Below are 26,963 nucleotides of genomic sequence, written 5' to 3'. Positions count from 1 at the left end.
CGATGGCAGGGCTCAGACTGACCGAAGGCGCCGTGGCGGCGGAGGGCGAAAGCATGCTTTCTCCCCCGCCCCGCAATGACCACTCCATCGCATCAAAACTCGACCGGCTGCTTGGCCATCTCGTCGAGTTTCCCGTGGCAATCCTCGTTGTTGCCGAGGTGGTCATCCTGTTTGCCGGCATCATCGCCCGCTATGTCGTGCATCAACCGCTGATCTGGTCGGATGAACTCGCTTCAATCCTGTTCCTGTGGCTCGCCATGCTGGGTGCCGTGGTGGCATTCCGGCGCGGCGAGCACATGCGCATGACGGCGCTGGTCGGCATGATGAACCCGCAGCGCCGGGCGTTTTTCGATGTCATCGCCATTGTTGGCGCAATGGCATTTCTCCTGCTCATCGTCTATCCCGCCTATGACTATGCCCACGAAGAAACCTATATCACCACGCCGGCCCTGGAGATAACCAATGCATGGCGCGCGGCGGCGTTGCCCGTCGGTGCCGGACTGATGATCGTCTCGGCGCTTATCAAACTCTTTCAGGTGTCGAACCTGCGGCATGTGGTGACGGCGATTGCCCTTATCGGCGTGCTGACGCTTGTCTTCTGGCTGCTTGGCCCTTCTTTGAAGCCGCTGGGCAACATCAATCTGCTGATCTTCTTCGTGGGTGTCGTTGCAGCCCTCGTTCTCAGCGGCGTTCCCATCGCCTTTTCCTTCGGTCTTGCCACCTTCGGCTATCTCGCTTTGACGACGAACGTGCCGATGATCGTGGTCATCGGCCGCATGGACGAAGGCATGTCGCACCTTATTCTCCTCGCCGTGCCACTCTTCGTGTTTCTCGGCGTGCTCATCGAAATGACCGGCATGGCGCGCGCCATGGTGCAGTTCCTGGCAAGCCTCCTGGGGCATGTGCGCGGCGGCCTGTCCTACGTGCTGATCGGCGCGATGTATCTGGTCTCCGGCATATCGGGCGCCAAGGCCGCCGACATGGCCGCCGTCGCGCCGGTGCTCTTCCCGGAAATGAAGGCACGCGGCGCCAAGCCGGGCGATCTGGTTGCCCTGCTCTCCGCCACCGGCGCACAGACGGAGACCATTCCGCCCAGCCTCGTGCTCATCACCATCGGCTCGGTCACCGGCGTGTCCATCGCGGCGCTGTTCACCGGCGGCCTGCTCCCCGGCGTTGTTCTCGCTGTGATGCTGTGTTTCGTCGTCTGGCGGCGCTACCGCCATGAGGACCTGTCGCATGTGACGCGCGCCACCGGGCGGCAGATCGGTCGGGCTTTTGTCATCGCCCTGCCTGCCCTGGCGCTTCCCTTCATCATCCGTGCCTCCGTCGTCGAGGGTGTGGCGACGGCAACGGAAGTATCGACCATCGGCATTGTCTACTCCATCGTGGCGGGGCTTTTCATCTACAGGCAGTTCGACTGGGCACGGCTGAAGCCGATGCTGGTGGATACCGCCTCGCTCTCCGGCGCCATCCTGCTGATCATCGGCGCAGCGACCGGGATGGCCTGGGCATTGACGCAGTCCGGCTTCTCGCGCGAACTTGCCGCCGCCATGACGGGCTTGCCCGGTGGTCCCATCACATTCCTTGCCGTTTCGATTGTCGCGTTCATCATTCTCGGCAGCGTTCTGGAAGGCATACCCGCCATCGTGCTTTTCGGCCCGTTGCTGTTTCCCATCGCCCGGCAGGTCGGCGTGCATGAGGTGCACTACGCCATGGTCGTGATCCTTTCGATGGGCATCGGCCTTTTCGCCCCGCCCTTCGGCGTCGGCTATTATGCGGCCTGCGCCATTGGCCGGGTCAATCCCGACGAGGGCATGCGGCCCATCTGGGGCTATCTCGCCGCCCTCATTCTCGGCATCATTCTCGTGGCTGCCGTCCCGTGGATTTCGATTGGCTTCCTCTGATGACTGAACGACTGAAAGATAAAATCGCCATGGTTTTCGGGGCAGGCTCGTCCGGCCCCGGATGGAGCAACGGCAAGGCTGCCGCCGTCGCCTACGCCCGCCAAGGCGCCACCGTCATTTGCATCGACCTGCAACAGGAAGCAGCCAACGAAACGGCAGCAATCATTGCGGCGGAGGGCTTTTCCGCCATGGCGGTTACCTCGGATGTCACGAGCAGCGCGTCCGTCACAGAGGCCGTGAACGCCACGATCGAGCGCTATGGCCGGATCGACATCCTGCACAACAATGTCGGCGTCGCCACAGCGGGCGGACCGGAAGACCTCGATGACGAAAAATTCCGGATGTCGCTCGATATCAATGTCGGCTCGGTGTTCCGAACTGCCAAGGCCGTCCTGCCGCATATGAAGGCGCGCAAATCCGGGGCGATTGTCAATATTTCCTCGCTGGCGGCCATCCGCTGGACCGGCTATCCCTATTTCGCCTATTACGCGGCCAAGGGCGCGGTCAATCAGGCGACTGTGGCGCTTGCCCTGCAATACGCACCACACGGCATCCGCGCCAATTGCATCATGCCCGGCATGATCGATACGCCGCTGATCTACAAGCAGATTTCCGGCAACTACACATCGAACGAAGAGATGGTCGCCGCACGCAATCGCCTTGTTCCGCTGGGGCAGATGGGCAGCGCGTTCGATGTCGCCAATGCCGCCGTCTTTCTTGCCTCCGACGAAGCAAAATTCATCACGGGTGTCTGCCTGCCCGTCGATGGCGGACAGAGCTGTTCGGCGGTGGTCGGTGCCTGAGCGCCGGTTGCAGCAACCCGGCCCGGCGGCGGCGGAACGGTTCGAGAGTTTCGCCGGCACCGGGCGTAGATTCAGCTTTGAGCTCCAGCCGGGTCTCAGCCTCAACGACGCCATTGCCATTCCGCTTGCCGCCGCCAATCTGCGCGCCGCAGCGCTTGTCATCGAAGGCGGCGCTTTTGCTCCGTTCCACTATCTCATGCCGGCGCTCTCGACCGATGGTCTTCATGCGGCGTGGTACAGCGATACATTTTCGCCCGTGGGTGAAACTTTGATGGAACGTGGCAATGTCACGTTCGGCGAGCGGGACGGTGCAGCCTTCATCCATTGCCACGCCACCTGGATCGAACCGGATGGCAGGCGCTGCGCCGGCCACATCCTGCCGCACGAAACAATCGTCAGCCGGCCGATCCGCGCCACGGTCTGGGGTGTCGAGACCATCCGCATGGTGTCGGAGCCGGATGCGGAAACGGCATTCACCATTTTCCATCCCGTGCCGGTCAGCGCACCTGCGGCCGATGACGCCGGTCCGCGGACAATCATCGCCCGTGTCCGCCCGAACGAAGACATCACCGGCGCGCTCGAAGCGATCTGCCGCAAGCATGGTTTTGCCGGGGCACATCTGCGCGGCGGCGTCGGCAGCCTGATCGGCGCCCGATACGCCGATGGGGGCCGCGTCGAGGATATCGCGACGGAAGTGTTCATCACCGGCGGGTTTGTTTCGGCGGACTCCAGTGCGACCCGCGTGGAGATCACCATGGTCGATACCAAGGGCGGCATTACGTCCGGTGATTTGGTGCGTGGCAACAATCCCGTCTGCATCACCTTTGAACTGTGTCTGGAAGAGGCCTGACCACCTCTTCTTCCGCAACAGAGAGGACCATCGTCATGACGACATTCGACACCGATGAGCGAACGGCTCTCGTCACCGGCGGCGCATCGGGAATCGGTCTCGCCACAGTCCATGCCCTCGCAAAGGACGGATGGAAAGTTGTCGTCGCGGATCGAGACGTGAAGGAAACGGTGAAGGCAGATCTCGGCAAGGCCCATCCCGACCGCATCCGCTTTGCCCAGCTCGATGTCACCGACGAGCACGCGGTCGAGGCACTCATGGCGGAGACGGAAGCAGGGTTCGGTCCGATCAGGGGGATTGTCTGTTCAGCTGGCATCGACCGCGATACGCCGTTCTTCGATACCACGGCGGACATGTTCCGGCAAATCTACGAGATCAACGTCATCGGCACATTTCTGGTCGCACAGTCCGGTGCGCGCATCATGGCAGCGAATGGCGGCGGTGCCATCGTCAATCTCGCTTCGATCTCGGGCATGCGCGGCAATATCGGGCGGTCGGCCTACGGCGCGTCAAAGGGGGCAATCATCAACCTGACCAAGGTGATGGCGGTCGAACTTGCGCCCTACAACATCCGCGTCAATGCCATTGCGCCCGGCCCGGTCGAGACACCCCTGGCCGCCGCCGTGCATACGCCTGAAATACGGGAGGGCTGGAGCAAAACGGTGCCGCAGCGGCGTTACGGCCAGCCGGAGGAAATCGCCAGCACGATCGCCTTTCTTCTCAATGAAAACCGTTCAAGCTATGTGACGGGCCAAACACTGGCGGTCGATGGCGGCTTCACCGCCGGTGGCCTCATCGGCTAGCAAACCGCTAGCTTACTCGGCCTCCGGGTAGCTCAGGCTTTGCAACTGCGTCGGGTCCGCTCCTTCGATGCGCCGCAACACGGCGCGGGCAAGCTCGCGCCCGGCATGCCGCACATCTTCGTTGAACACAATGATTTCCGGGCGGAACCATTGCAGGAAATGCGTCGTCTGCTTCGACACCAGATCGATGTCCCGGCCAAGTTTCATGCCCGTTGCCTCGATGCCCGCGACAACAGCGACGGTCAGGCCGCCGGTGCAGCAGATGATGCCATCCGGCGGATTGGGCTGGCGCATGAACATTTCCGTCCGGTTGCGCACATCGTCCAACGAAATGCTGCCATTCCAATGGTCGAGCATAACAGGCACTGCCCCGCTTTCCTGCAGGCCCCGCCTGAAACCATCGTCGAGATGCCAGTAATAGGTATGGGCCGGGCCCGGCCCGGCAACCATGGCGATCCGGCGGCGGCCGCGCTCAACCAGGCTTTTCACCGCCGCATAGGCATAGGCTTCGTTGTCGAAATCGTGGAACGGATGCTCGATACCCATTCGCGTCCGCCCGTGCGTGGCGAAAGGAAAATGATGATCCGTCAGATAACGCACACGCGGATCGGACGGCTGGGTCTGGGACATGATGATCCCGTCAGCCGATCCGGTTTCAATGATATAGCGGATGGGCTGCATCGGATCGTTCTCGGGCGAGTACGGCGTCACGATGAGATGGTATGGCGTTTCGGCCAGGACTTCGGAAATACCGTAGACGAGATTGGAGGTCAGTCCCATGATCTCGCTCTGCGCATTGAGCACCAGGCTGATCACATTCGTCTTGCCGGTCCGCAGGCGCACACCCGCGCGATTGGGCCTGTAGCCGATCTGCTTGGCGATCAGCTGCACGCGGTTCTTGGTTGCCTGCCCGATTTCCGGCGCGTCCTTAAGCGCCCGCGAAACGGTCGTCACCCCGAGCCCTGCCATAAACGCAATGGTTTTCAGCGTCGGCCTCTCGCCTTCGGCGAGAGCCGCCACTTTTTCCCCGTCATCAGGGTGATGCTGCTTGTCGTTCATGTCAATTCAACCGGTTAACCGAAACCCAACTCCTGTATGGACCCGCGAAGAGCGATCTTCAAGATGCCTTCTGCAACTTTCTGTATCGTTTCAGATTCTGTGCTAATTCAAGAAACATCCATGCCTATTAGACCAAGTGTTTAGATTGATATCTCCCTCATTTTGAGAAAAACTCGGAAATCCGGAGGCTGGGTATTTGACCAGATTAAGCATAATAATTTGTTTTTATTGTATATATTTATCAGCCCTGTGGATTATGTCGATGATCGAAAAAAATCGGATGCGCCTGATTGCCTCATTCCAAGTTTTCAATTACCGTACCTGTAACGTTTCAGATTTGGGAGGATACGATGCGTTACCGGACATCTCTGGCCATTTTGGCTGCATCCACATTGTTATGGACGACCGGCATGGCCGGCGCCGTGGACCTGGAGGTCACCCATTGGTGGACTTCGGGCGGCGAAGCGGCTGCGGCCAGGGTCCTTGCGGAATCCTTTGACAAGCAGGGCGGTGACAAATGGGTCGACGGCGCCATTGCCGGCAGCGGCTCGACGGCAACCCCGATCATCGTCAGCCGCATCCTGGGCGGCAATCCGATGGGCGCAACCCAGCTCAATACGGGCCGCGACGCGGAAGACCTGGTCAAGGCCGGAATGATGACCGACCTTTCGGAACTTGCGGCCAAGGAAGGCTGGGCCGATTTCATCCGCCCCGCAAAGCTGCTCGATGCCTGCAAACATGACGGCAAGATTTATTGCGTGCCGGTCAACATCCATTCCTGGCAATGGATGTGGATCAATCCCAACACCTTCAAGGATGCGGGCCTGCCCGTTCCGGCGAACTGGCAGGAATTCGTTGCGGCGGCGCCCAAGCTGAAGGAAAAGGGTATCATCCCGCTCGCCACCGGCGATGCCTGGCAGGTGACCGGCATTTTCAACGTCATGATCCCCTCGCTCGGCGGCAAGGACCTCTTCCTGAAGGTCTATCAGGACAAGAATGCCGAAGCCGCCGCTGGTCCGGAAATGAAAGCGGTGTGGGAAGCGTACGCACAGGCCCGCAGCCTGGTCGATCCCGGCTATGTCGGCCGCTCCTGGAACGAGGCAACCACGCTCGTCATGACCGGCAAGGCCGGGGCACAGGTCATGGGCGACTGGGCGCAAGGTGAGTTCGGCGTGGCGAAAAAGGTCGCCGGAACCGATTATGACTGCCTGCCCGGGCTGGGCGGCAACGCCATTCTCGATACGGGCGGCGATGCCTTCTATTTCCCCAAGAACCAGAACCCCGAGGTGACCAAGGCGCAGCTGAAGCTGGCGAGCCTGCTCCTTTCCAGGGAAACGCAGGTTGCCTTCAATCTGGCCAAGGGCTCGCTGCCGGTGCGCGGCGATGTCGATCTGGAAGCCGCCAATGCCTGCATGAAAAAAGGCATCGAGATCCTGAAAAAGCCGGAGAATATCCTGCCGTCCCTGAACCAGAATCTGACTGCCGATACCAAGGGGCAAATCGAGGACCTGACCAAGGAGTTCTTCGCCGACGCCCACATGTCCGTCGATGATGCGCAGGCCCGCTTCGTCGATATCATCAAGCAAGCCCAGTAGAACCGACCATCCTCCTCGCTCCCGCCAGTCGCGCAAGCGGCGGGCGGTCGTGCGAAGAGTTGACGGAGAACGCCATGAGTTCCACCGCGCGTCCAAATACATTGTTCAAGAACCTGAATGCCAAGGTTGCGGCTCTGCCGATGATCGCAACCGTTCTTGTGGTCTTCATCGGCTGCACGCTGTGGACCGTCGTTTATTCCTTCACGGCATCGCGGGCATTGCCGGAGCTGACATTCGTCGGGTTCGACCAGTATACCCGCCTGTTCAATACGCCGCGCTGGAACATCTCCGCCATCAACCTTGCGATCTTCGGCGTCTTCCTCCTGTTCTTTTCATCGGTCATCGGCTTCATTCTCGCGGCGCTGATGGACCAGAAAATCCGTTTCGAGAACACCTTCCGCACCATCTTTCTCTATCCCTATGCCCTGTCGTTCATCGTCACGGGCCTGGTCTGGCAATGGATACTCACGCCCACCTACGGCATCCAGCGGGTGGTGCGGGATCTCGGTTTTGAAAACTTCACCTTCTCGATCCTCAATGACCAGCGCTATGCCATCTACGCCATCGTCATTGCCGGCCTCTGGCACGGCACCGGCCTTGTCATGGCGCTGATGCTGGCGGGCCTGCGCAACATCGACGAGGAAATCTGGAAGGCCGCGCGGGTCGATGGCATCCCGATCTGGAAGACCTATCTTTTCATCATCATTCCGATGATGCGCCCGGTCTTCATCACCACCATTGTCCTGATCGCCGCCGGTATCGTGCGTGTCTACGATCTCGTCGTCGCGCTGACTGACGGCGGCCCCGGCAATGCCAGCGAAGTCCCGGCCAAATATGTCTACGAATTCATGTTCCGGCGCGCCAACCTCGGACAGGGCCTTGCCGCCTCCACCATCATGCTGACCACCGTTCTCATCGTCCTCATTCCCTGGGCCTTGATGGAATTCCGCGAGGGCAAACGCAAATGACCATGGCAAGCCAGACCGCAGCCGAACCACGCGGCAAGCGTCCCACGACGACCTTCGCACCATCGACGATCATGATTTACGGCGTCCTGCTGGTGGCGGCGATCTACTACCTGCTGCCGCTCTACGTGATGATGGTTACCTCGCTGAAAGGCATGCCGGAAATCCGCCTCGGCAATATCTTCTCGCCGCCCGTGGAGATCACCTTCCAGTCGTGGAGCACCGCCTGGGACAGCGCCTGTACCGGCCTCTACTGCGAGGGCCTTAAGGTCGGGTTCATGAACTCGGTGAAGATCACCATACCGAGCGTCATCGCCTCGATCCTCATCGCATCGGTCAATGGCTATGCCCTGGCCAACTGGCGCTTCAAAGGTTCGGAGGTGTTTTTCAGCATCCTCCTGTTCGGCGCCTTCATTCCCTATCAGGTGATGCTTTACCCGCTCGTGATCATCACCCGCAATCTCGGCATCTTCGGAACGCTGACCGGTGTCATCGTGATTCACACCATCTTCGGCATGCCGATCCTCACCCTGCTGTTCCGCAACTACTTCGCCTCGCTGCCGGCGGAACTCTTCAAGGCGGCCCGCGTCGACGGGGCGGGTTTCTGGCGCATCTTCTTCCAGATCATGGTGCCGATGTCCGCGCCCATCTTCGTCGTCGCGATCATCCTGCAGGTCACCGGCATCTGGAATGACTTCCTCTTCGGTGTCGTCTTTGCCGGCACGAAAAACGTGCCGATGACGGTGCAGCTCAACAACATCGTCAACTCGACGCAGGGCGTCAAGGAATACAACGTCAACATGGCAGCCACCATCCTCACCGGCCTGGTGCCGCTGCTCGTCTACTTCTTCTCAGGCAAATATTTCGTCAGGGGCATTGCCGCTGGCGCCGTCAAAGGATGATCGCGGATGCAGCCAACCTTTCTACAACAGTTTCACCGGAGCGGATCGGTATGACCCAGCAGAGCCCCAGCGTTTCAATCAAGGAGCTTTCGCTCAACTACGGTTCGGTGAGTGTGCTCAAGGAGCTCAATATCGACGTGGCCGATGGCGAGTTTCTCGTGCTGCTCGGACCATCGGGCTGCGGAAAATCGACCTTGCTCAACTGCATCGCTGGATTGCTTGAGATCTCGGACGGACAGATTTTCATCAAGGACAAGAACGTCACGTGGAAGGAGCCGAAAGATCGCGGCATCGGCATGGTGTTCCAGTCCTATGCGCTCTATCCGCAGATGACGGTCGAGAAAAACCTTTCCTTCGGCCTGCGGGTGGCGGGCCTGCCCAAGGCGGAGATCGACAAGCGGATCGCCAATGCGGCTGATATTCTGCAGATCGGGCCGCTTCTGCAACGCAAGCCCGGCGCGCTTTCCGGCGGCCAGCGCCAGCGTGTCGCCATCGGCCGTGCCCTGGTGCGCGACGTCGACGTATTCCTGTTCGACGAGCCCCTGTCCAATCTGGATGCCAAGCTGCGCTCGGAGCTGCGTGTCGAAATCAAGCGCCTGCACCAGAAACTCGCCAATACCATGATCTACGTGACCCATGACCAGATCGAGGCCCTGACGCTGGCGGACCGCATCGCCGTCATGAAAGGCGGATTGATCCAGCAACTGGACGAGCCGCTCACCATCTACAACAAGCCGCGCAACCTGTTCGTCGCCAGTTTCATCGGCTCGCCGTCGATGAATTTCCTCAAGGGCGAGATTGCGGAGAAAGATGGCAAACCCGTCTTCCGTATCGCCGACCTCGATATCTCCCTGGAAAACTACGTGGCACAGGAATCCTTGCAAGTCGGGCGCTCTGTCATTTTCGGCCTGCGTCCCGAGCACATTGCGCTCAGCGATCAGCCCGGCCCGGCGGGCCGTTCATGCAAGGCGACCGTCGACCTCGACGAGCCCATGGGCGCCGACAGCCTTGTCTGGCTGAAAGTCGCCGGCAAAGCCGTGTCGGTACGCGTGGATTCCGGCCGCCGCTACCAGAACGGCGAAACCGTGCACCTCACCTTCGATCCAGCCCTCGCCTCGCTTTTTGACTCCCAGACTGAAGACCGCATCTGACAAACCTTATGGAGTACTGACCGTGACTGACTTTTCCTACCAGCTCTACAGTTCCCGCAACTTTCCCCCGTTCGATAGAATTCTTCCGATCCTGCAGAAGAATGGTTATGCGCAGGTGGAAGGTTATGGCGGGCTTTACGCGGATGCAGCGGCAACCCGGGCTGCACTCGACGCCCATGGCCTCACCATGGCATCAGGCCATTTCAGTATCGACCTCCTGGAAAACGAGCCGAACAAGGTGCTCGACATTGCCGGAACGCTGGGCATGAAAGCCATCTATTGCCCGCATCTGGCCGTCGAGCAACGCCCCTCGGACGCGTCCGGCTGGTCGGATTTCGGCAAGCGGCTTGAGGCGGCGCATGCCACCTACAGCAAGGCCGGATATATTTTCGGCTGGCACAACCATGATTTCGAGTTCAAGGCACTGCCTGACGGCTCGATCCCGCAGAAGCTCATCCTCGATGCCGCGCCGAGCATTTCCTGGGAAGCGGATATCGCCTGGATCATCCGCGGCGGCGCAGACCCGTTCCGGTGGATCGGGGATTACGGCTCCCGCATCAGCGCGGTGCACGTCAAGGACATCGCCACGGCTGGCGAAAACACCAAGGAAGACGGCTGGGCGGATGTCGGTTACGGCACGGTCGACTGGAAAGCGCTCTTTGCAGCACTGAAGGCCACGCCGGTCCGGTATTTCGTCATGGAACACGACAACCCGTCGGACGATGAACGGTTTGCCCGCCGTTCCATCGCCACGGTCAAGGCATTTTGAAGAAAGACAGCATCATGGCAAAAACACTTGGTATTGGCATTATCGGTGCCGGCAACATTTCCGCCACCTATCTGAGGCTCGGCCCCCTGTTCAAGGGCATCGAAATCCGCGCCGTCGCTGACCTCAACAAGAAGGCGGCGGAAGCGCGCGCCAAGGAATTTGGCATCGAGGCACGCAGCATCGACAAGCTGCTTGCAAGCGATGACATCGACCTTATCGTCAACCTGACGGTGCCGGACGCGCACTTTGCCGTCTCGCACCAGATCCTGTCGGCCGGCAAGCATCTCTATTCGGAAAAGCCGCTGACCCTGTCGCTCAAGGATGGCCTTGAGTTGCAGAAACTCGCCAACAAGAAGGGGTTGAAAGCCGGCTGCGCGCCGGACACCTATCTGGGCGGCGCGCACCAGCTGGCGCGCAAAGCGGTGGATGACGGCCAGATCGGCACGATCACATCGGGAACCGCCCATGTCATGAGCCACGGCATGGAGCACTGGCATCCCAATCCGGACTTCTTCTTCCGTCCGGGCGGTGGCCCGATCCTTGACCTCGGCCCGTACTACATCGCCAATCTCATCAACCTGATCGGACCGGTGAAGCGGGTGGCCGCCCTGACATCGATGGCTACACCGACCCGCACCATCACCAGCGAACCGCGCCGGGGTGAAACCATCGCGGTGACGACACCGACGACCATTCAGGCCCTGCTTGAATTTGCCAGCGGCGCGTCCATCACCCTGTCGGCAAGCTGGGATGTCTGGGCGCATCATCACCCGAACATGGAACTCTACGGCACGGATGGCTCGCTGTTCCTGCCCGATCCGAACTTCTTCGGCGGCGATGTCAAACTGGCCAAGCCGGGCAAGAAGGCGAAATCACTGAAAAGCTGGGCGCATCCTTTCGGCATTCCCAACCAGAAGCATTCCGTCGGCATGATGGCCAATTACCGCACGGCCGGGCTTGCAGACATGGCGGCAGCGATTCTCGAGGGCCGCGATATCCGCTGCTCCATCGACCGGGCGCTGCACGGTGTCGATGTCATGGTTTCGATCCTGCGCTCCGGTGAAGAAAGGAAGTTCATCGACATCAAGACCAGCTGTACCCGCCCCGAAGCACTTGGGATCAAGGAAGCCAAATCCCTGCTCAGGAAGAAATAAGCCTCCCAAGGCCATTCACCCCCTCTGCCCCGTGCGGCAGAGGGGCCTGGCCCGTGCTTTAATCGGCGCTTGGTGCCGGATCGAGCAATCGCGGCCCCGGTCCCTGCTCCGACAGCTCATCCCAGGGGTTGCGCAAGGGGCATTCCTGCATCGACAGGCAACCACACCCAATACAGCAGTTCAACTGATCGCGCAGGCCGATCAGTTTGTTGATCCGGTCATCCAGATCGGCCTTCCAGCCTGCCGAGAGCCGCCGCCAGTCCGCGGCCGTCGGAGCCCGTCCCTGCGGCAGGGTCGACAGGGCTTCGGCAATCGATGCCAGTGGTATGCCCGTCCGTTGCGCCACCTTGATGATGGCAACACGCCGCAGAACTTCGCGCGAGTAGCGGCGCTGGTTACCACGGTTGCGTTCGCTGTGAATAAGACCTTTGCTCTCGTAGAAATGCAGCGTCGAAACCGCCACGCCGCTGCGTGCCGCCACTTCCCCCACCGTCAACTGCCTGTGCCGCTCACTTGGTTTGATTGTCATCCGCTCAACCCATACCTTAACATTACTTCAGGTTCATAGCGGTCTCCGCAAACTTTGTAAAACTTGCGTACAAGTCGCTTTCATACTGGACATCACATGCGGGAGAGGTTCCTCTAGCCGTTCCCGAGATTGCCAGCAGGAGGAAAAGTATGCAGACCCGTTTCACAACGGTGGTTTCTTTCACCGTTTCCCTCGCCTTGAGCACAATCCCCATCACCACAGCCTTTGCAGCATCGCCTGAACCGGCAAAAGCCGAGCATGGCATGGTCGTATCAGCCCAGCATCTGGCAACGGAAGTCGGCGTTGACGTTTTGAAAAGTGGCGGCAATGCCGTGGACGCGGCGGTAGCCGTTGGTTATGCGCTCGCTGTGCTTTACCCTACGGCAGGCAATATTGGCGGTGGCGGATTCATGACGATTCGCCTCAAGGACGGTAAGACCACCTTTCTCGATTTTCGCGAGCGCGCTCCGCTGGCGTCCACCAAAACCATGTATCTCGATGACAAGAGCAATATCGTCAAAGGTCTAAGCCTCGACGGATATCTGGCGGTTGGCGTGCCGGGAACCGTTGCAGGATTCGAACTGGCGCGTGAGAAGTACGGCACCAAAAAACGCGAGGAATTGCTGGGACCGGCGATCCGTCTTGCGCGGGATGGTTTCGAGCTGGTTCAGGGCGATATCAATTCGTTTAAGGCCGGCAACAAGCGGCTTGCCAAGGATCCGGCGGCTGCAGCGATCTTTCTGAAGCCTGACGGCAAACCCTATGCGGTTGGCGAAACGCTCGTCCAGACCGATCTTGCCGCGACCCTGTCCGGCATTTCCGACAAGGGGCCTGATTCCTTCTACAAGGGCACTACTGCCGATGCCATTGCAAAAGCCAGCCAGGACAAGGGCGGCATTCTAACCAAGCAGGATTTCGAGCAGTATTCGGTGCGCGAGCTGGAGCCGGTGAAGTGCAATTATCGCGGATATGACATCGTGTCGTCGCCGCCCCCAAGCTCCGGCGGCGTCATCATCTGCGAAATCCTCAATGTGCTCGAAGGTTATCCGCTTTCCTATCTTGGTTATGGTTCCGCCGAAACCGTACATGCCATGGTTGAGGCCATGCGCTACGCCTATGTCGACCGCAACTCAGCACTTGGCGACCCGGATTTCGTCAACAATCCAGTCTCAAAATTGCTCGACAAGGCCTATGCCAAGGAAATTCGCGAGAAGATCAGCCCGTTCAAAGCCGGTGTATCGAAAGAGCTGATGCCGAAAGGCCTCGGCGAGAGCCACGAAACCACGCACTATTCCATTATCGACAATGATGGCAATGCGGTTGCAGTCACCTATACGTTGAACGGCTCCTTCGGCGCGGGTGTCGTTGCGCCTGGAACCGGCGTGCTTCTCAACAACGAGATGGACGACTTCACCTCCAAGCCCGGCGTTCCCAATCTGTACGGGCTGGTACAGGGCGAAGCCAACGCCATCGCGCCGAAGAAGACGCCACTCTCCTCGATGAGCCCGACGATCATTTCCAAGGACGGTAAGCCGTTCATGGTGATCGGCAGCCCCGGCGGTTCGCGCATCATCACCATCACGCTGGAAGCGATCCTCAACGTCATCGATCATGGCATGAACATCCAGGAAGCCATTGATGCACCGCGCGTTCATCATCAGTGGCTGCCCGACAAAGTCTACATGGAGCCCTATGCCCTCTCGGCAGATACGCGCAAGGTATTGAGCGATATGGGCCACACTGTCCAGATCGACAAGGATTGGTCGATCTGGGGCCAGGCCGCAGGCATCCTCGTCGGCGGCGCGAGCCTTTCCGACATCGAAAAGGGTGACGGCGCGCGTTACAACGGCGCCATCGACAGCCGCGCCAGCTCAGGCGAAGCAAAAGGCTACTGAAACCCCAGGGGCTGGCAACGATGTCGCCAGCCCCTGTTGTCAGATGCTGAAATCGACCATGCGGCCACGCAGCTGCCGGATTGTCGCCGAATCCGCATTGGCAAAGGCAAAGCGCAGGAACTGCGTGTGCCCGACGCCGAAATATTCACCGGGAATGGCCAGTATGCCCGCCTGTCTGGCCAATTGTTCGGCCACTTCGACCGAGGTCTTGCCCGGGAAGGGGTGGCGGACAAACGCGAAGTAGGCACCGACGGCTTCGAGCTTCCAGCCGCCAAGACCGGACATGGTCTCACGCAGGGCCTGGGCACGGGTTTCAATTTCCAGCCGGTTGGCGGCGCGCCAGTCACTCAATGCGGGAAGCGCATGCGCTACGGCAATCTGCGGTGCGCGCGGCGCGCAGATCTGCAGATTGTCCATGATCTTGGCAATTTCCGTGACAACGGTTTCACCCGCTGTTACCGCCCCCAGCCGGTGTCCGGGAATGCAGAAGGATTTGGAAAAGCTGTAGAGCTGGATGAGGTTGTCTTCCCAGCCGCTTTCATTGAAAAGACCATGCGGTGCGCCGGAGCCATCGGCGAGAAAGTCGCGGTAGGTTTCGTCCAGAATGAGCCAGATGCCATGCTTCCTGCAGACCGCAAATATCGCCTTGAGCCGCTCGGGTGAATACACCGCGCCGGTCGGATTGTTCGGGGTGACCAGCGCCAGGGCACGCACGCCCGGCACCAGCGCTTTTTCCACCGCCTCCACTGTCGGCACGAAACCGTCTGCCGCACCGCAGGCGACAAACCCCGTCTTGATACCGAGCATCGACAGCGTGGTTTCATGGTTGAAATAAAAGGGATCGGTGACAAGCACCGTTTCGCCTGCGGCGGCCACGACCATGGCGGCGCAGATGAAGGCCTGGTTGCAGCCCGATGTGATGTGGATGTTCCGGCCGCTGATTCCAGCGCCATAAAGTGCCGACACATGCGCGGCATAGGCATCGCGCAGAACCGTTTCGCCCTCGATCGGCCCGTAATTGGCATAGGCGACAGAGGACGCCGCCTCGCCCAGCCAGCGCAGCATGTCCGGATGCGGCGGATAGCCGGGAACCGCCTGCGACAGGTCGATCAAGGGACCATGTCCGCCGGCATAGGCCCGGCCCCAGGCCTGCACGGCCGGAATAGGCGGGGGAGACAGGCGGGTGACGAGCGGGTTCAGCACAGCAGCAGTCATGGATGATCGTCCTATCGGGTATCGGCCTTGGCACGCCGCTTCTGCGTGCGGTCAGGCCTTTTGGCTCGTGTTGTGGGAATGGATGGCGGTGCCGCCGCGCGCTCGGGCGCACTGATCTTGCCATTGCGCCGCCGGATGATCCGACGGGCCGAGGTCTGCGGTTCCGTGATGGTATCGGTTTCCAGCGATGCGAAGAACCAGTCGATGAACACCTTGACGATGGGCGCATTGCGCACCTCGTTGCGGCAGGCGACATGGAATGCGTCATTGGCGGGCACGGTCAGGTCGAAGGGAACGATGAGTTCACCCTTGGCGATCAGGTTGCTCGCGGTGATCGTATCGCCAAGCGAAACGCCCTGCCCGTAAAGCGCAGCCTCCGTCGAGAGCCGCGCATCGCTCATGAAATGCTGGGCACCGCGCGCCAGATCCGTGGCATCGGCGGCTGCCAGCCAGGTGTTCCATTCGCGCCCGTCATCGCCATGCAGGAGCACATGGTTGCGCAGGTCGCGGACCGAGCGCAGCGGACGGCTGTTGAGCAGCGTCGGGCTGGCCACAGGAAAGAGCTTCAGCGTGCTCCACAAACGTGACCAGCAGTCCGACCATTTGCCATCGCCGTAGAGCACGCAGACATCCACATCCGGCGACTGGAGATGATGCGCCTCATTGGTGGCAATCAGTGTCAGCCGGATATCGGGATATTGTTCGGTGAACTGGTTCATGCGCGGAATGAGCCAGAGCGACAGAAGTGCCGGCACGCAGGTCACCGTCAATTCGCCTTTGGTCGTGGGGCGTTTCATCAGGGCCGTTGCCGTCGCAATATCCTCGAATGCCTTGGAAATGGTCGGCAGCAGCAGCGCGCCCTGCGCCGTCAGTTTCAGCCGCTGCGCACCGCGCTCGAACAATTGCACATCGAGCGTTGCTTCCAATGCTTTGATCTGGTGGCTGATGGCACCGTGGGTCACGTTGAGTTCGCGGGCAGCAGCGGTCACGGAACCGTGCCGCGCCGTCGCTTCGAAGGCGCGCAGGGGATTCAATGGAGGCAACCGGCCAAGCGTCATGGGAGACTCCAATAGACATCAAATTCGGATTTGTCATGTGAGATTTTCTCACACTAATCCCTACAACAATGTCAATTGCTTTTCCATCGCCTTTGCATCGATAATGTGGCCAACAAAGGCGAAAAGCCCAGGGGAACTGACAGAAGCGGATCACATCGGACAACCCTCGCAAGGGCAATCCCTCCCGCGTTTCCCCCGAGCTTTCAGAGAACGGGATAGTGTCATGACATCATGGGATGAGAAGAAGCTGAGCGATCTTCGGGCCAAGTATGGCGAAAGCCATGGCGGCGAGCTGTTCGATCCAACCTTCCGCAAGGTTGCGGACAAGATTTTCTCCAAGAGTGGTACACGGCTTGCACCCTATGCGGGCATTCCGACATTCCTCACCGCACCCTATATGCCGGTCGATGCAGCGACACCGGATTTCGGCAATCTGCAGGTCGCCATTGTCGGCGTTCCGATGGACCTTGGCGTCACCAACCGTCCCGGCTCGCGCTTCGGTCCGCGCGCCGTGCGCACCATCGAACGCATCGGACCGTACAACCATGTGCTCGGCTGCGCGCCCGTTTTTGACCTGCGCGTTGCCGATATCGGCGACGTTCCCTTTGCCAGCCGCTACCGGCTGGAACAGAGCCATGACGATATCGAGCGCCGGTTCAACCAGATCGTCGACGCCGGCGTGGTGCCGCTTGCCGTCGGCGGCGATCATTCGATCACCCATCCGATTCTCAAGGCCGTCGGCAAGAAGCGTCCGGTCGGCATGATCCATATCGATGCCCACTGCGATACCGGCGGCGCCTTCGACCAGACGAAGTTCCATCATGGCGGGCCATTCCGCAATGCGGTACTCGACGGGGTCCTCGATCCGACCCGCACAGTCCAGATCGGCATTCGCGGCTCGGCGGAATATCTGTGGGAATTCTCGTACGAATCCGGCATGACCGTCATCCATGCGGAAGAGGTAACCGGCCTCGGCATGCCCGCCATCATCGAGAAGGCCCGCAAGATCGTCGGCGACGGTCCGACCTATCTGTCGTTCGACATCGACAGCGTCGATCCGAGCTTTGCGCCAGGCACCGGTACGCCCGAGGTGGGTGGCCTGACCACCCGCGAAGTGCTCGAACTGATCCGCGGCCTCAAGGGCATCAACCTGGTGGGCGGCGACGTGGTGGAAGTGGCACCGCAATATGACGCGACCACCAACACGGCCCATGCGAGCGCACAGGTGCTGTTCGAAATCCTGAGCCTGATGGTGTTCAGCCCATTCGTTGCAGGAAAACGCGACTGACACGCATCAACAGACCAACAAACGGTGCGGCGAGACGATTCCGCACCGTCACATAATAACAAGAAGGGGACTGCCATGACATTCAAAACCACGCTCAAATCATCCTTTGCCGCGCTTCTGCTGCTGGGTGGTGCAACCATCGCCATGTCGGCAACGGCGGCGCGCGCCGATGCCATCGACGACATCACCAAAGCCGGCGTTATCAATGTCGGTGTCTTTGCCGACTTCCCGCCTTTCTCGTCGGCAAGCGCCGACATGACCCTGAAGGGTTATGATATCGACGTGGCCCAGGCTCTTGCCGACGCATTGAAGGTCAAGCTCAAGACTGTCAGCGTTACCGGCCAGAACCGCATTCCCTACCTCACGGAACATCGCGTCGACCTGCTGATGAGCGTCGGCTACAGCAAAGAACGCGAACAGGTCCTCGATTTCGCCGCGCCTTACGCGCCGTACTACATCGCGGTGATCGGGCCGAAGGCGCTTGAGATCAAGAACAAGGACGATCTCGCCGGAAAGAGCATTGCCGTCAATCGCGGCACGCTGGAAGATACATCCCTGACTGCGGCGGCACCGGCTTCGGCCGATGTGAAGCGCTTCGACAATTACAACGCCGTTATCCAGGCCTTCATCTCCGGTCAGACGCAGCTCATGGTGGTGGGCAACGACGTGGGCGCGCAGGTGCTCGCGCGGCAGGAAGCCCTTGCACCGGAACAGAAATTCCAGCTTCTGACGTCTCCCTCGCATATTGCCTTGAACAAGAAAGAGGACCGTCTCAAGCAGGCTGTCAACGATGCCGTCGCGAAGATGCTGGCGGATGGCTCGCTGAACAAGAGTTCCGAGGCCTGGCTGAAGACACCGCTCAATCCTGCCAATCTCAAGGATTGACCTGTGGGCTATGCGCTCGATTTCGGCTGGTTGAACGATGCGCTCGGCATGATTGCCAGCGGTGCGGCCATGACGGTCTTTCTGATCGTCGTGACCTCAGTCGCTGGCACATTGCTCAGCATCTTCGGCGCCATCGGGCGCCGCAGCCGCCATGCGATCCTGCGCAAGCTGGTTGCCGGATACGTCGAGCTCATCCGCAATACACCGTTTCTGGTGCAGCTGTTCTTCATCTTTTTCGGCCTGCCGCGCCTCGGCATCCGCCTTGATCCCGTGGCGGCAGCGATCCTTGCCATGACCCTGAACATGGCGGCCTACAGCACGGAGATCGTTGGCGCCGGGCTGGATGCCGTTCACAAGGGACAGACCGAAGCGGCGAAGGCGCTTGGCCTTCGCCCGAGGATCATCTTCATCAAGATCATACTGCCTCAGGCGCTGAAGGTTATCTTCCCTGCCCTGACCAGCCAGATCGTTATCATGATGCTGGAATCCGCCGTGGTTTCGCAGATCGCCGTGCGGGAGTTGACCTACGAGGCCGACATGCTTCAGGCGCGTACCTTCCGCGCTTTCGAAACCTATTTCATCGTGACCCTGGTCTATCTCGGGCTCAGTATCGCCCTGCGCAGGCTGCTCTATGCGGCCGGACGCCGATCGATTGCCGGAGGCATGGCATGATCGAGTTCACCTTCTGGGACATAGCGCGCAATCTGCTGCTGGCGGCCCGCTGGACAGTATTGCTTTCCGTCGTCGCTTTTACCGGTGGTGCCGTCGTCGGCGTGGCTATCCTTCTGGCACGTATCTCGAAACGCAACTGGCTGCGCCGCAGCGCCCAATATTACATCGGCCTGTTTCAGGGAACACCGCTGCTGATGCAGCTGTTTCTGCTGTTCTTCGGCCTGCCGCTGCTCGGCTTCCGCATCGAAGCCTGGACGGCCGCAGTGCTGGGTCTGACGCTTTGCGCCAGTGCATTCCTCGCCGAAATCTGGCGGGGCGGCGTGCAATCGCTGCCGAACGGACAATGGGACGCCGGCAGCAGTCTTGGCCTGCATTATTTCGCGCAGTTGCGGCTGGTCATCCTGCCGCAGGCCTTTGCCATAACACGCGCACCGACAGTCGGTTTTCTCGTGCAGTTGATCAAGAGCACGGCTTTGACGTCGATCATCGGATTCGAGGAACTGGTCAGGACGTCGAACGCCATCAACAATGCAACTTTCGAACCTTTCACCGTCTATGGGCTGGTGGCACTGATCTATTTTGTTCTGTGCTATCCGCTGACGCGCTACACTAAGAAACTGGAACTTCGTACCGCACAGCGCTAGAGCGCGCGCAGTGTTGGTAAAAGAGTGGGAATCAGCCAGAAACTGGCCAACAAGAAGGAGATCGGATTATGGATACAATTATCAAAACAGCCGTCAACCGGCGCACCGTGCTGGCTGCCGGGGCTTTGGGCACCGCAATGCTTGCCATGCCGTCCGTGCTGCGCGCACAGGACAAGTCCCTGAAAATCGGCGTCTATGGCGGCTACTTCAAGAATTCGTTCGACAAGAACATTTTCCCCGAATTCACCAAGGCAACCGGCATTGCCGTTGAATCCGTTGCAGAACCGACGGGCGAAGCCTGGTTGGTTCAGCTTGAACAGGCTGCCAAGGCCGGTGCTGCCCCCGCCGATATTTCGATGATGTCGCAGGTTGCCATGATCAAGGGCCAGTCGACCGAACTCTGGACGCCGCTTGACACGGCGAAACTGCCGAACGCGAAGAACCTGCTCGACCGTTTCATCAACAAATATCCCGATGGGCGCATCGCCGGTATCGGCGCGGTCGCATGGTATATCACGCTCGTGACCAACACCGATGTCTACAAGGAAGCGCCGACATCCTGGCAGGCATTCTGGGATCCGGCAAACGCCGACAAACTCGGCCTGCTTGCCCTCGTTTCCAACTCGTTCCTTCTGGAAGTGACGGCAAAAACCTTCTTCGGCGGCACCAATGCCCTCGATACGGAGGAAGGTATCCTCAAGGTCTTCGACAAGCTGGCCGAAGTGAAGCCGAATGTCCGGCTGTGGTACCGCGACGAAGCGCAGTTCGAACAGGCGCTGAAATCAGGTGAAATCCCGATGGGCCAGTATTATCACGACGTTACCGGCCTGGCAGCGTCCGAGGGGCATCCTGTCCGCTCCACCTTCCCGAAGGAAGGCGGCATCCAGGATTCAGGCTGCTGGGCGGTGTCGCGCGCGTCAAAGAAGATCGACGAAGCGCATATCTTCATCAATTACATGAGCCAGCCGGCCATTCAGGCGACCCTGTCCCGCAAGGTGGGGACGGCTCCGACGGTCAAGCGCGAACTGCTCGACCTGAATGAAAAGGAGTTCGCGGCTGTATCGTCGGATATCGAACCGATCCTGCCGCGCTACGACCTGCTGACGACCAAGGCCGACTTCCTCAACCAGAAATGGACCGAGCTGATCGTTGGCTGATCGCGTTTGCCGCCGGTTGCGGATAGGCTTTCCGGAACCGGCGGCAGCCTGCCTGATTGTACAAAGGTGAAACCCGGCCTATTGCGAACCGGGTTTCTTTTTAACGATGACGAATGAAACGAGGGCTCGATGTCCGGACTGGTATTGAACGGTGTAACCAAGCAATTTGGTACATTTACCGCCGTGGAGAATGTGCAGCTTTCCGTGCCGCACGGCACGTTTGTATGCATGCTCGGGCCATCGGGCTGCGGCAAGACCACGCTCCTGCGGATGATTGCCGGGCTCGACGACCCGACCGGCGGTTCCATCCTTCTCGACGGTGAAGACATCACCAAGGTCCCGACCCACAAGCGCAATCTGGGCATGGTGTTCCAGTCGCTGGCCCTGTTCCCGCATTTGAGCGTGGGCGAAAATATCGCCTATCCCCTGCGCATTCGCGGCAAAGGCCGCGAAGACCAGAAAAAGCGCGTCGATGAACTGCTGGCCCTGATCCACCTGCCCGGCTACGGCGACCGGCCCGTTTCGAAACTGTCCGGCGGCCAGCGCCAGCGCGTGGCCATCGCCCGCGCTTTGGCGCTTTCACCCAAACTGTTCCTGCTCGACGAGCCGCTCTCGGCGCTCGATGCAAAACTGCGCGAAGCCATGCAGGTGGAACTGCGGCAGTTGCAGCAGAAGCTCGGCATCACCACCATCGTGGTGACCCACGACCAGCGCGAAGCCATGACCATGGCCGATACGGTGGTGGTCATGAATGGCGGTCATATCCGCCAGGCCGCCTCGCCGATCGAAATCTACCGCAAACCCGCCGATACGTTTGTCGCCGACTTCATCGGCTCGACAAATCTCATCGAAACGACGGCCGACAGTTCGGGCGCCGCCACCATCTTCGGGCACAACGTGCCCGGTCTTCTGCTGCCTGCAGGCCTGCAGAAAGCAACGATTTCCGTGCGGCCGGAAGACGTGCACCTGACGGCGCCGGGCAATGGCGCCATCAACGGCACCGTGACCTTCGTGCGCGATCTTGGCGGCACCATAGAGACTTTCGTCGAAGCGGGCGGCAAGCAGATCATCGCCGTCTCGACGCCGCGTGCCCGGCCTGAGGTGACAGCCGGACAACAGGTCGGCATCGTGCTCGCCCCCGATGTCTGCGTGGTGCTGAAGCAATGAAGCGCGAAGCCCCCCAATCCATAGCCGATTACGGGCCGCTGTTTTTCCCTGCGGGCATGCTGCTGGTGTTTTTCGTGGTGCCGTTCGGCACCATGATCGCCGTAAGCTTTTTCCAGCGCCAGCAGGGCGGCTTCTATACGCCTGCCTTCGTCTTCTCCAACTACGAGCGCTTTCTCAGCGTCTTTTTCGGCGGCGTCCTCGGCTTCTCGCTGATGCTGGCGGTCACCGTCGCCATCTGCTGCGTTGTCCTTGCCCTGCCCTTCACCTATCTCCTGTCGAAGCTGCCGCGCCGGTTGCAGGTGATCTGGCTCGTGGCGCTGCTCTCCGTACTGTCGCTGTCGGAAGTCATCATCGGCTTTGCCTGGTCCACCCTGTTTTCGCGCACGGCGGGGATCACCAACATTCTTGTCCAACTGGGGTTGATGAAACAGGCCGTCGCCCTGTCGCCGAGCTTTGGCGCGGTGCTGACGGGTATGGTCTATCAGGCGCTTCCCTATACGGTGCTTGTCCTTTACCCCGCCCTTGTCCGGCTCGATCCCACCTTGATGGAGGCGGCGCGGACATTGGGCTCGTCGCCGATACGCGCCTTCTTCAACGTGCTTGTGCCGGCGCTGCGCAACACGATCATGGCGACGCTGATCATGGTGTTCATCTTCGCGCTGGGCTCGTATCTGCTGCCGCAGATTCTTGGCAGGCCGCAGCACTGGACGCTCTCCGTCCTCATCACCGATCAGGCGATCTACCAATCCAACATGCCGTTTGCGGCGGCCATGGCCGTGTTTCTGGTGCTTGTGACGCTTGGTCTGGTGGCCCTGACATTGCTGATCGGACGTAAGGGAGAAAAGGCATGATGACCGCACTGCGACGCTTCTACTTCCTTGTCATCGGCCTGTTTCTGGCGCTTCCGCTCATCGTGGTTGCCGGCGTGTCGGTCAACGCGAAGCAGACGCTTGCCTTTCCGCCGCAGGGCTTTTCGCTGGCCTGGTACGGCGAAATCTTCCTCAATCCGGAATGGCGCAGTGCTCTCATTGCCTCGGTCGTCCTCGCCACCACATCGGCGGCTTTGGCCGTGCTGATTGCGCTGCCGCTTGCATGGTTCCTGTGGCGGCGCATTGCACCGTGGGCCAACATCTTTCAGGTTCTCGGCATTGCACCGTTCACGCTGCCGCCGGTCATCACCGCGCTCGGCCTTCTGACATTCTGGGCCACCACCGGCTTCTATGGTCAGCCATGGACCGCTGTCATCGGCCACGCGATCTTCTTCGTCACCCTGCCGCTGGTGACCCTGTCGCTCGGCTTTTCATCCATCGACCGCTCCTTCGTCGAGGCTGCGGCCACCATGGGCGCGAGTGACCGCACCATTTTCCGCACGGTCATCCTGCCGCTGATCCTGCCCTATCTGGTTTCCGGCTATGCCTTCGCTTTCGTGCTGTCGCTCAACGAATATATCGTTGCCTACATGACCGTCGGCTTTACGCTGGAAACGCTCCCCATCAAGATTTTCAATGCACTGCGCTACGGCTATACGCCGACCATGGCCTCGGTGACCATTCTCTTCGTCGCCACCGCCGCCGTGATCTTCTCGCTGGTTGCAAAATTCGGCGACCTGCCCAAGCTGCTTGGTGCCATGGCCACGGATGACAAATGATGCGGATCGCAGCACTCCAGATGCAGGCGGCTTGCGGCGATGTCAGCGCTAATCTGGCACGCATCGAGCAAGCCGCAAAAGCTGCCGCCAAAGCCGGTGCCGACCTGCTGGTCGCCCCGGAACTCGCCCTGACCGGTTACGGTGCGGGAGAGACTGTCACGGCATTGGCAGAGCCGGCCAATGGCAGACAGATCGATCGGTTGCAGGCCATATCCAAGGCCAACGCCATAGCCATTATCGCGGGTTTTGCCGAACGGGATGGCGATCACATCTACAACAGTGCAGCCTTTGTCTGCGGCGATACCCAGCCTGCCATTTACAGGAAATCGCATCTCTTTGGCGATTATGAGCGGGCCCTGTTTACCCCGGCAAAACCGGCCAGCTGCATTGTCCCGCTTGCCGGGCTGAAACTGGGCATGCTGATCTGCTACGATGTGGAATTTCCGGAGAATGTCCGCCGCCTGGCGCAGGCGGGAGCACAGATGATCCTCGTGCCGACGGCGCTTCCCGCGGGCCCATCCGGAGAATTCATCGCCGCGCACATGATTCAGGTACGCGCGTTCGAAAACCAGATATTTGTCGCCTATGTCAATCACGCCGGCAGCGACGAACGCTTCACTTTTGCCGGCCTCTCCCGTATAGCCGCGCCGGATGGCAGCCTCGTCGCTGCCTGCACGGACGCCAATGAACACCTGGTTTTTGCCGACATCGACCGGCACGCCTTTGCAGCATCGATTGACAGCAATCCCTATCTGAAAGACCTGACGCGGATATGACCGACATCATCGACACCGACATTCTCATCATCGGCGCCGGCATTGCCGGCGTTGGCGTAGCCGCCGAACTTGCCCATACGCACAAGGTCATCATACTCGAACGGGAGAGCCAGCCGGCCTACCATTCGACGGGACGTTCGGTCGCCATATTCCTCCCCAATTACGGCAACGATGTCATTCGCGCGCTCAATCATTTCAGCGCGCCCATGTTCATGCAGCGTGACACGAACCTGTTTGCCGAACCGCTGCTGACACCCCGTGGTGCCCTCACCATCGCCGATGAAACAGGCATTGCAAGCTGCGAGGACATGATCAAAAACGGCGTCAATGTCGAGGAGATCAGCGTAGACCGGGCCGTGGAAATGGTGCCGATCCTCAACCGCGATCATATCAAGGCGGTCTGCTATCAGGCTGAAGCACAGGACATCGACGTGAATGCCCTGCATCAAGGCTGGCTGCGCAAGGCGACGGGCCTTGGCGCCGAACTTCGCACGTCATGCGAAGTCATCCGCGCGAACCGGGCGAACGGCTTTTGGCTGGTCGAAACACCGGGTCAGACATTCCGCGCTCCTACGGTCATCAACGCTTCCGGCGCATGGGCCGATGTCATCGCAGGCATTTTCGGCGGCAAGCCGCTTGGGTTTACCCCCTTGCGCCGCTCGGTCGCCGTGCTGCCCGCGCCGGAGGGATACGACACCCGCAGCTGGCCGGTGGTCGACGATGCCAATGAGAGCTGGTACCTCAAGCCTGACGGCGGACGATTGTTCGTCTCGCCCGGTGATGAGACCCCGGTGGAACCGCATGACGCCTATGTGGACGACATGATCCTCGCCGAAGGCCTCTACCGCTATGAACAGGCGGTCACGATACCGGTCAACCGTGTCGAACGGAGTTGGGCCGGGCTGCGCACCTTCGCGCCGGACCGCACACCCGTTGCAGGATTTGACGCGGAACTCGACGGGTTCTTCTGGCTTGCCGGACAGGGAGGATATGGTATCCAGACTGCACCGGCGCTATCGCAGCTTGCTGCCAAGCTCATCCGCCAGCAATCCTTGCCGGATGGTCTGGCAAACATCGCCCCGCGCCTGTCTGCTGCCCGCTTTCAATCAAGCAGGGGATAGCCGCCAAAAATCGCCGTCTGGCTGCCGACCTCCGAGCGGATGAAATCGCTGAGCACGCGGATGCGCGGCGTGTTGACGATGTCCTCATGGCAGATCAGCCAGTAATCGCGATTGAGGTGCATTTCCTTTGGCAGCACCGGCACAAGTTCCGGATAATTGTAGGCAATGAAGTAGGGCAGGATGCAAAGGCCGAAACCCGAGCGGGCGGCGCTCAACTGGGCAAAAATGCTTGAGCTCTGGTAGGCCGGCCGCAAGCCGGGAAGAATCTCGCGCATATAGTCGAGCCCGGGCGTGAAAATCATATCCTCGATATAGCCGATGAAGCGGTGAGCGGAGAGATCGGCGCGTTGCCGGATCGCCGGATGCCGGGCGAGATAGTCTTTCGCCCCATAGATGAACAAGCGGTAGGGCATCAGTTTTTCCTGATGATAGGGGCCCGTGCGGGTCGGATTCAGCGTGATCGATAAATCCGCCTCGCGGCGCGACAGCGAGACAATCTGCTGGATCGTCACCATTTCCACGGAAAGGCTGGGGTAAGACTGCGCCATGACAGGCAGGCGGTTCGCCAGAAAGAAATTGGCTATCCCCTCCAGAATGCTCAAGCGCACGACACCGCTGAGCGAGACCGTTCCGCCGGAGGCCTCGTTCTGAAAGCGCTCGGCTTCGCGCTCCATGATTTCAGCCGATTCAATCAGCTTCTCGCCGAGTGCCGTCAGAATGTATCCACGCGGATTCCGCTCGAAAAGACGCGCCGAAAGTGCCTCCTCCAGCCGGTCGATCCGCCGGGAGACAGTGACGTGATTGGTGCGCAGACGGCGGGCTGCCGTCGTGAGCTGGCCGGTCCGCGCCACCGCCAGGAAATATTGCAGATCGTCCCACGTATATTGCCGCAAGTCGCACCCCATATGTACATATTTGTACTTATTCTGTGCGAAAATAGGTGTTTGTGTACT

The 26,963-nt window shown here is 60.1% G+C and carries 26 protein-coding genes; 21 read left to right on the top strand and 5 right to left on the bottom strand.

Annotated features, from left to right (window positions below; translation table 11 throughout):
- Positions 1-2: 2 nt before the first annotated feature.
- The 4 genes from ACP7B1_RS21625 to ACP7B1_RS21610 are packed head-to-tail and all read left to right on the top strand — an operon-like array spanning position 3 to position 4,360.
- The gene (locus ACP7B1_RS21625) at positions 3-1,904 is read left to right on the top strand and encodes a TRAP transporter large permease subunit (RefSeq protein WP_346308508.1); all 1,902 of its coding nucleotides are present in this window, start codon (positions 3-5) and stop codon (positions 1,902-1,904) included.
- Positions 1,904-2,707, top strand: a complete 804-nt coding sequence (locus tag ACP7B1_RS21620) for an SDR family oxidoreductase (RefSeq protein ID WP_346308509.1) — start codon at positions 1,904-1,906, stop codon at positions 2,705-2,707. Before ACP7B1_RS21625 ends, ACP7B1_RS21620 begins: the two co-directional genes overlap by 1 nt.
- Entirely contained in the window at positions 2,700-3,557 is an 858-nt protein-coding gene (locus ACP7B1_RS21615; protein WP_346308510.1) for a PCC domain-containing protein, read from the top strand. Before ACP7B1_RS21620 ends, ACP7B1_RS21615 begins: the two co-directional genes overlap by 8 nt.
- Before the next feature lie 35 nt (positions 3,558-3,592).
- Complete coding sequence (locus ACP7B1_RS21610) at positions 3,593-4,360, top strand: SDR family oxidoreductase (protein ID WP_346308511.1); 768 nt, start codon at positions 3,593-3,595, stop codon at positions 4,358-4,360.
- Between the two features lie 12 nt (positions 4,361-4,372).
- Here ACP7B1_RS21610 and ACP7B1_RS21605 read toward each other — a convergent pair whose 3' ends face one another.
- Positions 4,373-5,419, bottom strand: a complete 1,047-nt coding sequence (locus ACP7B1_RS21605; RefSeq protein ID WP_426137248.1) for a LacI family transcriptional regulator — start codon at positions 5,417-5,419, stop codon at positions 4,373-4,375.
- Between the two features lie 350 nt (positions 5,420-5,769).
- On the opposite strand from ACP7B1_RS21605, the gene ACP7B1_RS21600 reads away from it, so the two are divergent.
- The 6 genes from ACP7B1_RS21600 to ACP7B1_RS21575 all read left to right on the top strand — a co-directional run bounded on the left by ACP7B1_RS21600 (position 5,770) and on the right by ACP7B1_RS21575 (position 11,955).
- Entirely contained in the window at positions 5,770-7,014 is a 1,245-nt protein-coding gene (locus ACP7B1_RS21600; RefSeq protein ID WP_346306401.1) for an ABC transporter substrate-binding protein, read from the top strand.
- Between the two features lie 74 nt (positions 7,015-7,088).
- On the top strand, positions 7,089-7,982 hold the full coding sequence (locus ACP7B1_RS21595; RefSeq protein WP_105733483.1) for a carbohydrate ABC transporter permease: 894 nt from the start codon (positions 7,089-7,091) through the stop codon (positions 7,980-7,982).
- Positions 7,983-7,984: 2 nt separating this feature from the next.
- Positions 7,985-8,881, top strand: coding sequence for a carbohydrate ABC transporter permease (locus ACP7B1_RS21590; RefSeq protein ID WP_426137252.1), 897 nt, complete (start codon positions 7,985-7,987; stop codon positions 8,879-8,881).
- A 50-nt stretch (positions 8,882-8,931) separates the two neighbouring features.
- Positions 8,932-10,032 (top strand): sn-glycerol-3-phosphate ABC transporter ATP-binding protein UgpC, encoded by a 1,101-nt coding sequence (locus ACP7B1_RS21585; protein WP_346306399.1) that lies wholly within the window; start codon positions 8,932-8,934, stop codon positions 10,030-10,032.
- 22 nt (positions 10,033-10,054) lie between these two features.
- Complete coding sequence (locus ACP7B1_RS21580; RefSeq protein ID WP_346306398.1) at positions 10,055-10,801, top strand: sugar phosphate isomerase/epimerase; 747 nt, start codon at positions 10,055-10,057, stop codon at positions 10,799-10,801.
- A gap of 14 nt (positions 10,802-10,815) precedes the next feature.
- The gene (locus ACP7B1_RS21575; RefSeq protein ID WP_346306397.1) at positions 10,816-11,955 is read left to right on the top strand and encodes a Gfo/Idh/MocA family oxidoreductase; all 1,140 of its coding nucleotides are present in this window, start codon (positions 10,816-10,818) and stop codon (positions 11,953-11,955) included.
- Positions 11,956-12,013: 58 nt separating this feature from the next.
- Here the strand turns inward: ACP7B1_RS21575 and soxR are convergent, their stop codons facing one another.
- On the bottom strand, positions 12,014-12,484 hold the full coding sequence (gene soxR / locus ACP7B1_RS21570; protein ID WP_346306396.1) for a redox-sensitive transcriptional activator SoxR: 471 nt from the start codon (positions 12,482-12,484) through the stop codon (positions 12,014-12,016).
- 149 nt (positions 12,485-12,633) lie between these two features.
- On the opposite strand from soxR, the gene ggt reads away from it, so the two are divergent.
- A complete protein-coding gene (ggt, locus tag ACP7B1_RS21565) occupies positions 12,634-14,379 on the top strand; it encodes a gamma-glutamyltransferase (RefSeq protein WP_346306395.1) in 1,746 nt (581 codons plus the stop codon).
- 39 nt (positions 14,380-14,418) lie between these two features.
- Here ggt and ACP7B1_RS21560 read toward each other — a convergent pair whose 3' ends face one another.
- Positions 14,419-15,594: an aminotransferase gene (locus ACP7B1_RS21560; protein WP_346306394.1), complete on the bottom strand. Its 1,176-nt coding sequence runs from the start codon at positions 15,592-15,594 to the stop codon at positions 14,419-14,421.
- Between the two features lie 11 nt (positions 15,595-15,605).
- Positions 15,606-16,652 (bottom strand): LysR substrate-binding domain-containing protein, encoded by a 1,047-nt coding sequence (locus tag ACP7B1_RS21555; protein ID WP_346306393.1) that lies wholly within the window; start codon positions 16,650-16,652, stop codon positions 15,606-15,608.
- A 223-nt stretch (positions 16,653-16,875) separates the two neighbouring features.
- Here ACP7B1_RS21555 and speB point away from each other — a divergent pair, with 223 nt between their 5' ends.
- The 10 genes from speB to ACP7B1_RS21505 all read left to right on the top strand — a co-directional run bounded on the left by speB (position 16,876) and on the right by ACP7B1_RS21505 (position 26,010).
- On the top strand, positions 16,876-17,940 hold the full coding sequence (gene speB, locus ACP7B1_RS21550) for an agmatinase (RefSeq protein ID WP_346306392.1): 1,065 nt from the start codon (positions 16,876-16,878) through the stop codon (positions 17,938-17,940).
- Between the two features lie 75 nt (positions 17,941-18,015).
- Entirely contained in the window at positions 18,016-18,825 is an 810-nt protein-coding gene (locus tag ACP7B1_RS21545; protein WP_223614857.1) for a transporter substrate-binding domain-containing protein, read from the top strand.
- A gap of 3 nt (positions 18,826-18,828) precedes the next feature.
- Positions 18,829-19,497, top strand: coding sequence for an amino acid ABC transporter permease (locus ACP7B1_RS21540; RefSeq protein ID WP_223614856.1), 669 nt, complete (start codon positions 18,829-18,831; stop codon positions 19,495-19,497).
- Positions 19,494-20,141: an amino acid ABC transporter permease gene (locus tag ACP7B1_RS21535; protein WP_346306049.1), complete on the top strand. Its 648-nt coding sequence runs from the start codon at positions 19,494-19,496 to the stop codon at positions 20,139-20,141. The genes ACP7B1_RS21540 and ACP7B1_RS21535 overlap by 4 nt, the downstream gene beginning before the upstream one ends.
- Positions 20,142-20,209: 68 nt before the next feature.
- Complete coding sequence (locus ACP7B1_RS21530; RefSeq protein WP_403182323.1) at positions 20,210-21,298, top strand: ABC transporter substrate-binding protein; 1,089 nt, start codon at positions 20,210-20,212, stop codon at positions 21,296-21,298.
- 129 nt (positions 21,299-21,427) lie between these two features.
- Complete coding sequence (locus tag ACP7B1_RS21525) at positions 21,428-22,465, top strand: ABC transporter ATP-binding protein (protein WP_346306048.1); 1,038 nt, start codon at positions 21,428-21,430, stop codon at positions 22,463-22,465.
- The gene (locus tag ACP7B1_RS21520) at positions 22,462-23,316 is read left to right on the top strand and encodes an ABC transporter permease (RefSeq protein WP_346306047.1); all 855 of its coding nucleotides are present in this window, start codon (positions 22,462-22,464) and stop codon (positions 23,314-23,316) included. Before ACP7B1_RS21525 ends, ACP7B1_RS21520 begins: the two co-directional genes overlap by 4 nt.
- Positions 23,313-24,113 carry an ABC transporter permease gene (locus tag ACP7B1_RS21515; RefSeq protein WP_346306046.1) on the top strand — a complete coding sequence of 267 codons (801 nt, stop codon included), beginning with the start codon at positions 23,313-23,315 and terminating at the stop codon, positions 24,111-24,113. The genes ACP7B1_RS21520 and ACP7B1_RS21515 overlap by 4 nt, the downstream gene beginning before the upstream one ends.
- Positions 24,110-24,889 (top strand): carbon-nitrogen hydrolase family protein, encoded by a 780-nt coding sequence (locus tag ACP7B1_RS21510; protein WP_426137247.1) that lies wholly within the window; start codon positions 24,110-24,112, stop codon positions 24,887-24,889. The genes ACP7B1_RS21515 and ACP7B1_RS21510 overlap by 4 nt, the downstream gene beginning before the upstream one ends.
- Entirely contained in the window at positions 24,886-26,010 is a 1,125-nt protein-coding gene (locus ACP7B1_RS21505) for an NAD(P)/FAD-dependent oxidoreductase (protein WP_346306044.1), read from the top strand. The genes ACP7B1_RS21510 and ACP7B1_RS21505 overlap by 4 nt, the downstream gene beginning before the upstream one ends.
- Here ACP7B1_RS21505 and ACP7B1_RS21500 read toward each other — a convergent pair.
- Entirely contained in the window at positions 25,992-26,903 is a 912-nt protein-coding gene (locus ACP7B1_RS21500) for a LysR family transcriptional regulator (protein WP_346306043.1), read from the bottom strand. The genes ACP7B1_RS21505 and ACP7B1_RS21500 overlap by 19 nt on opposite strands.
- Between the last annotated feature and the right edge of the window lie 60 nt (positions 26,904-26,963).

The organism is Phyllobacterium sp. SL163 (assembly GCF_049896885.1).
In the GTDB taxonomy this organism is placed as follows: domain Bacteria; phylum Pseudomonadota; class Alphaproteobacteria; order Rhizobiales; family Rhizobiaceae; genus Phyllobacterium; species Phyllobacterium calauticae.
The sequence above is the reverse complement of the archived record's forward strand: the minus strand, read 5'-3'. Positions and strand labels throughout refer to the sequence as shown.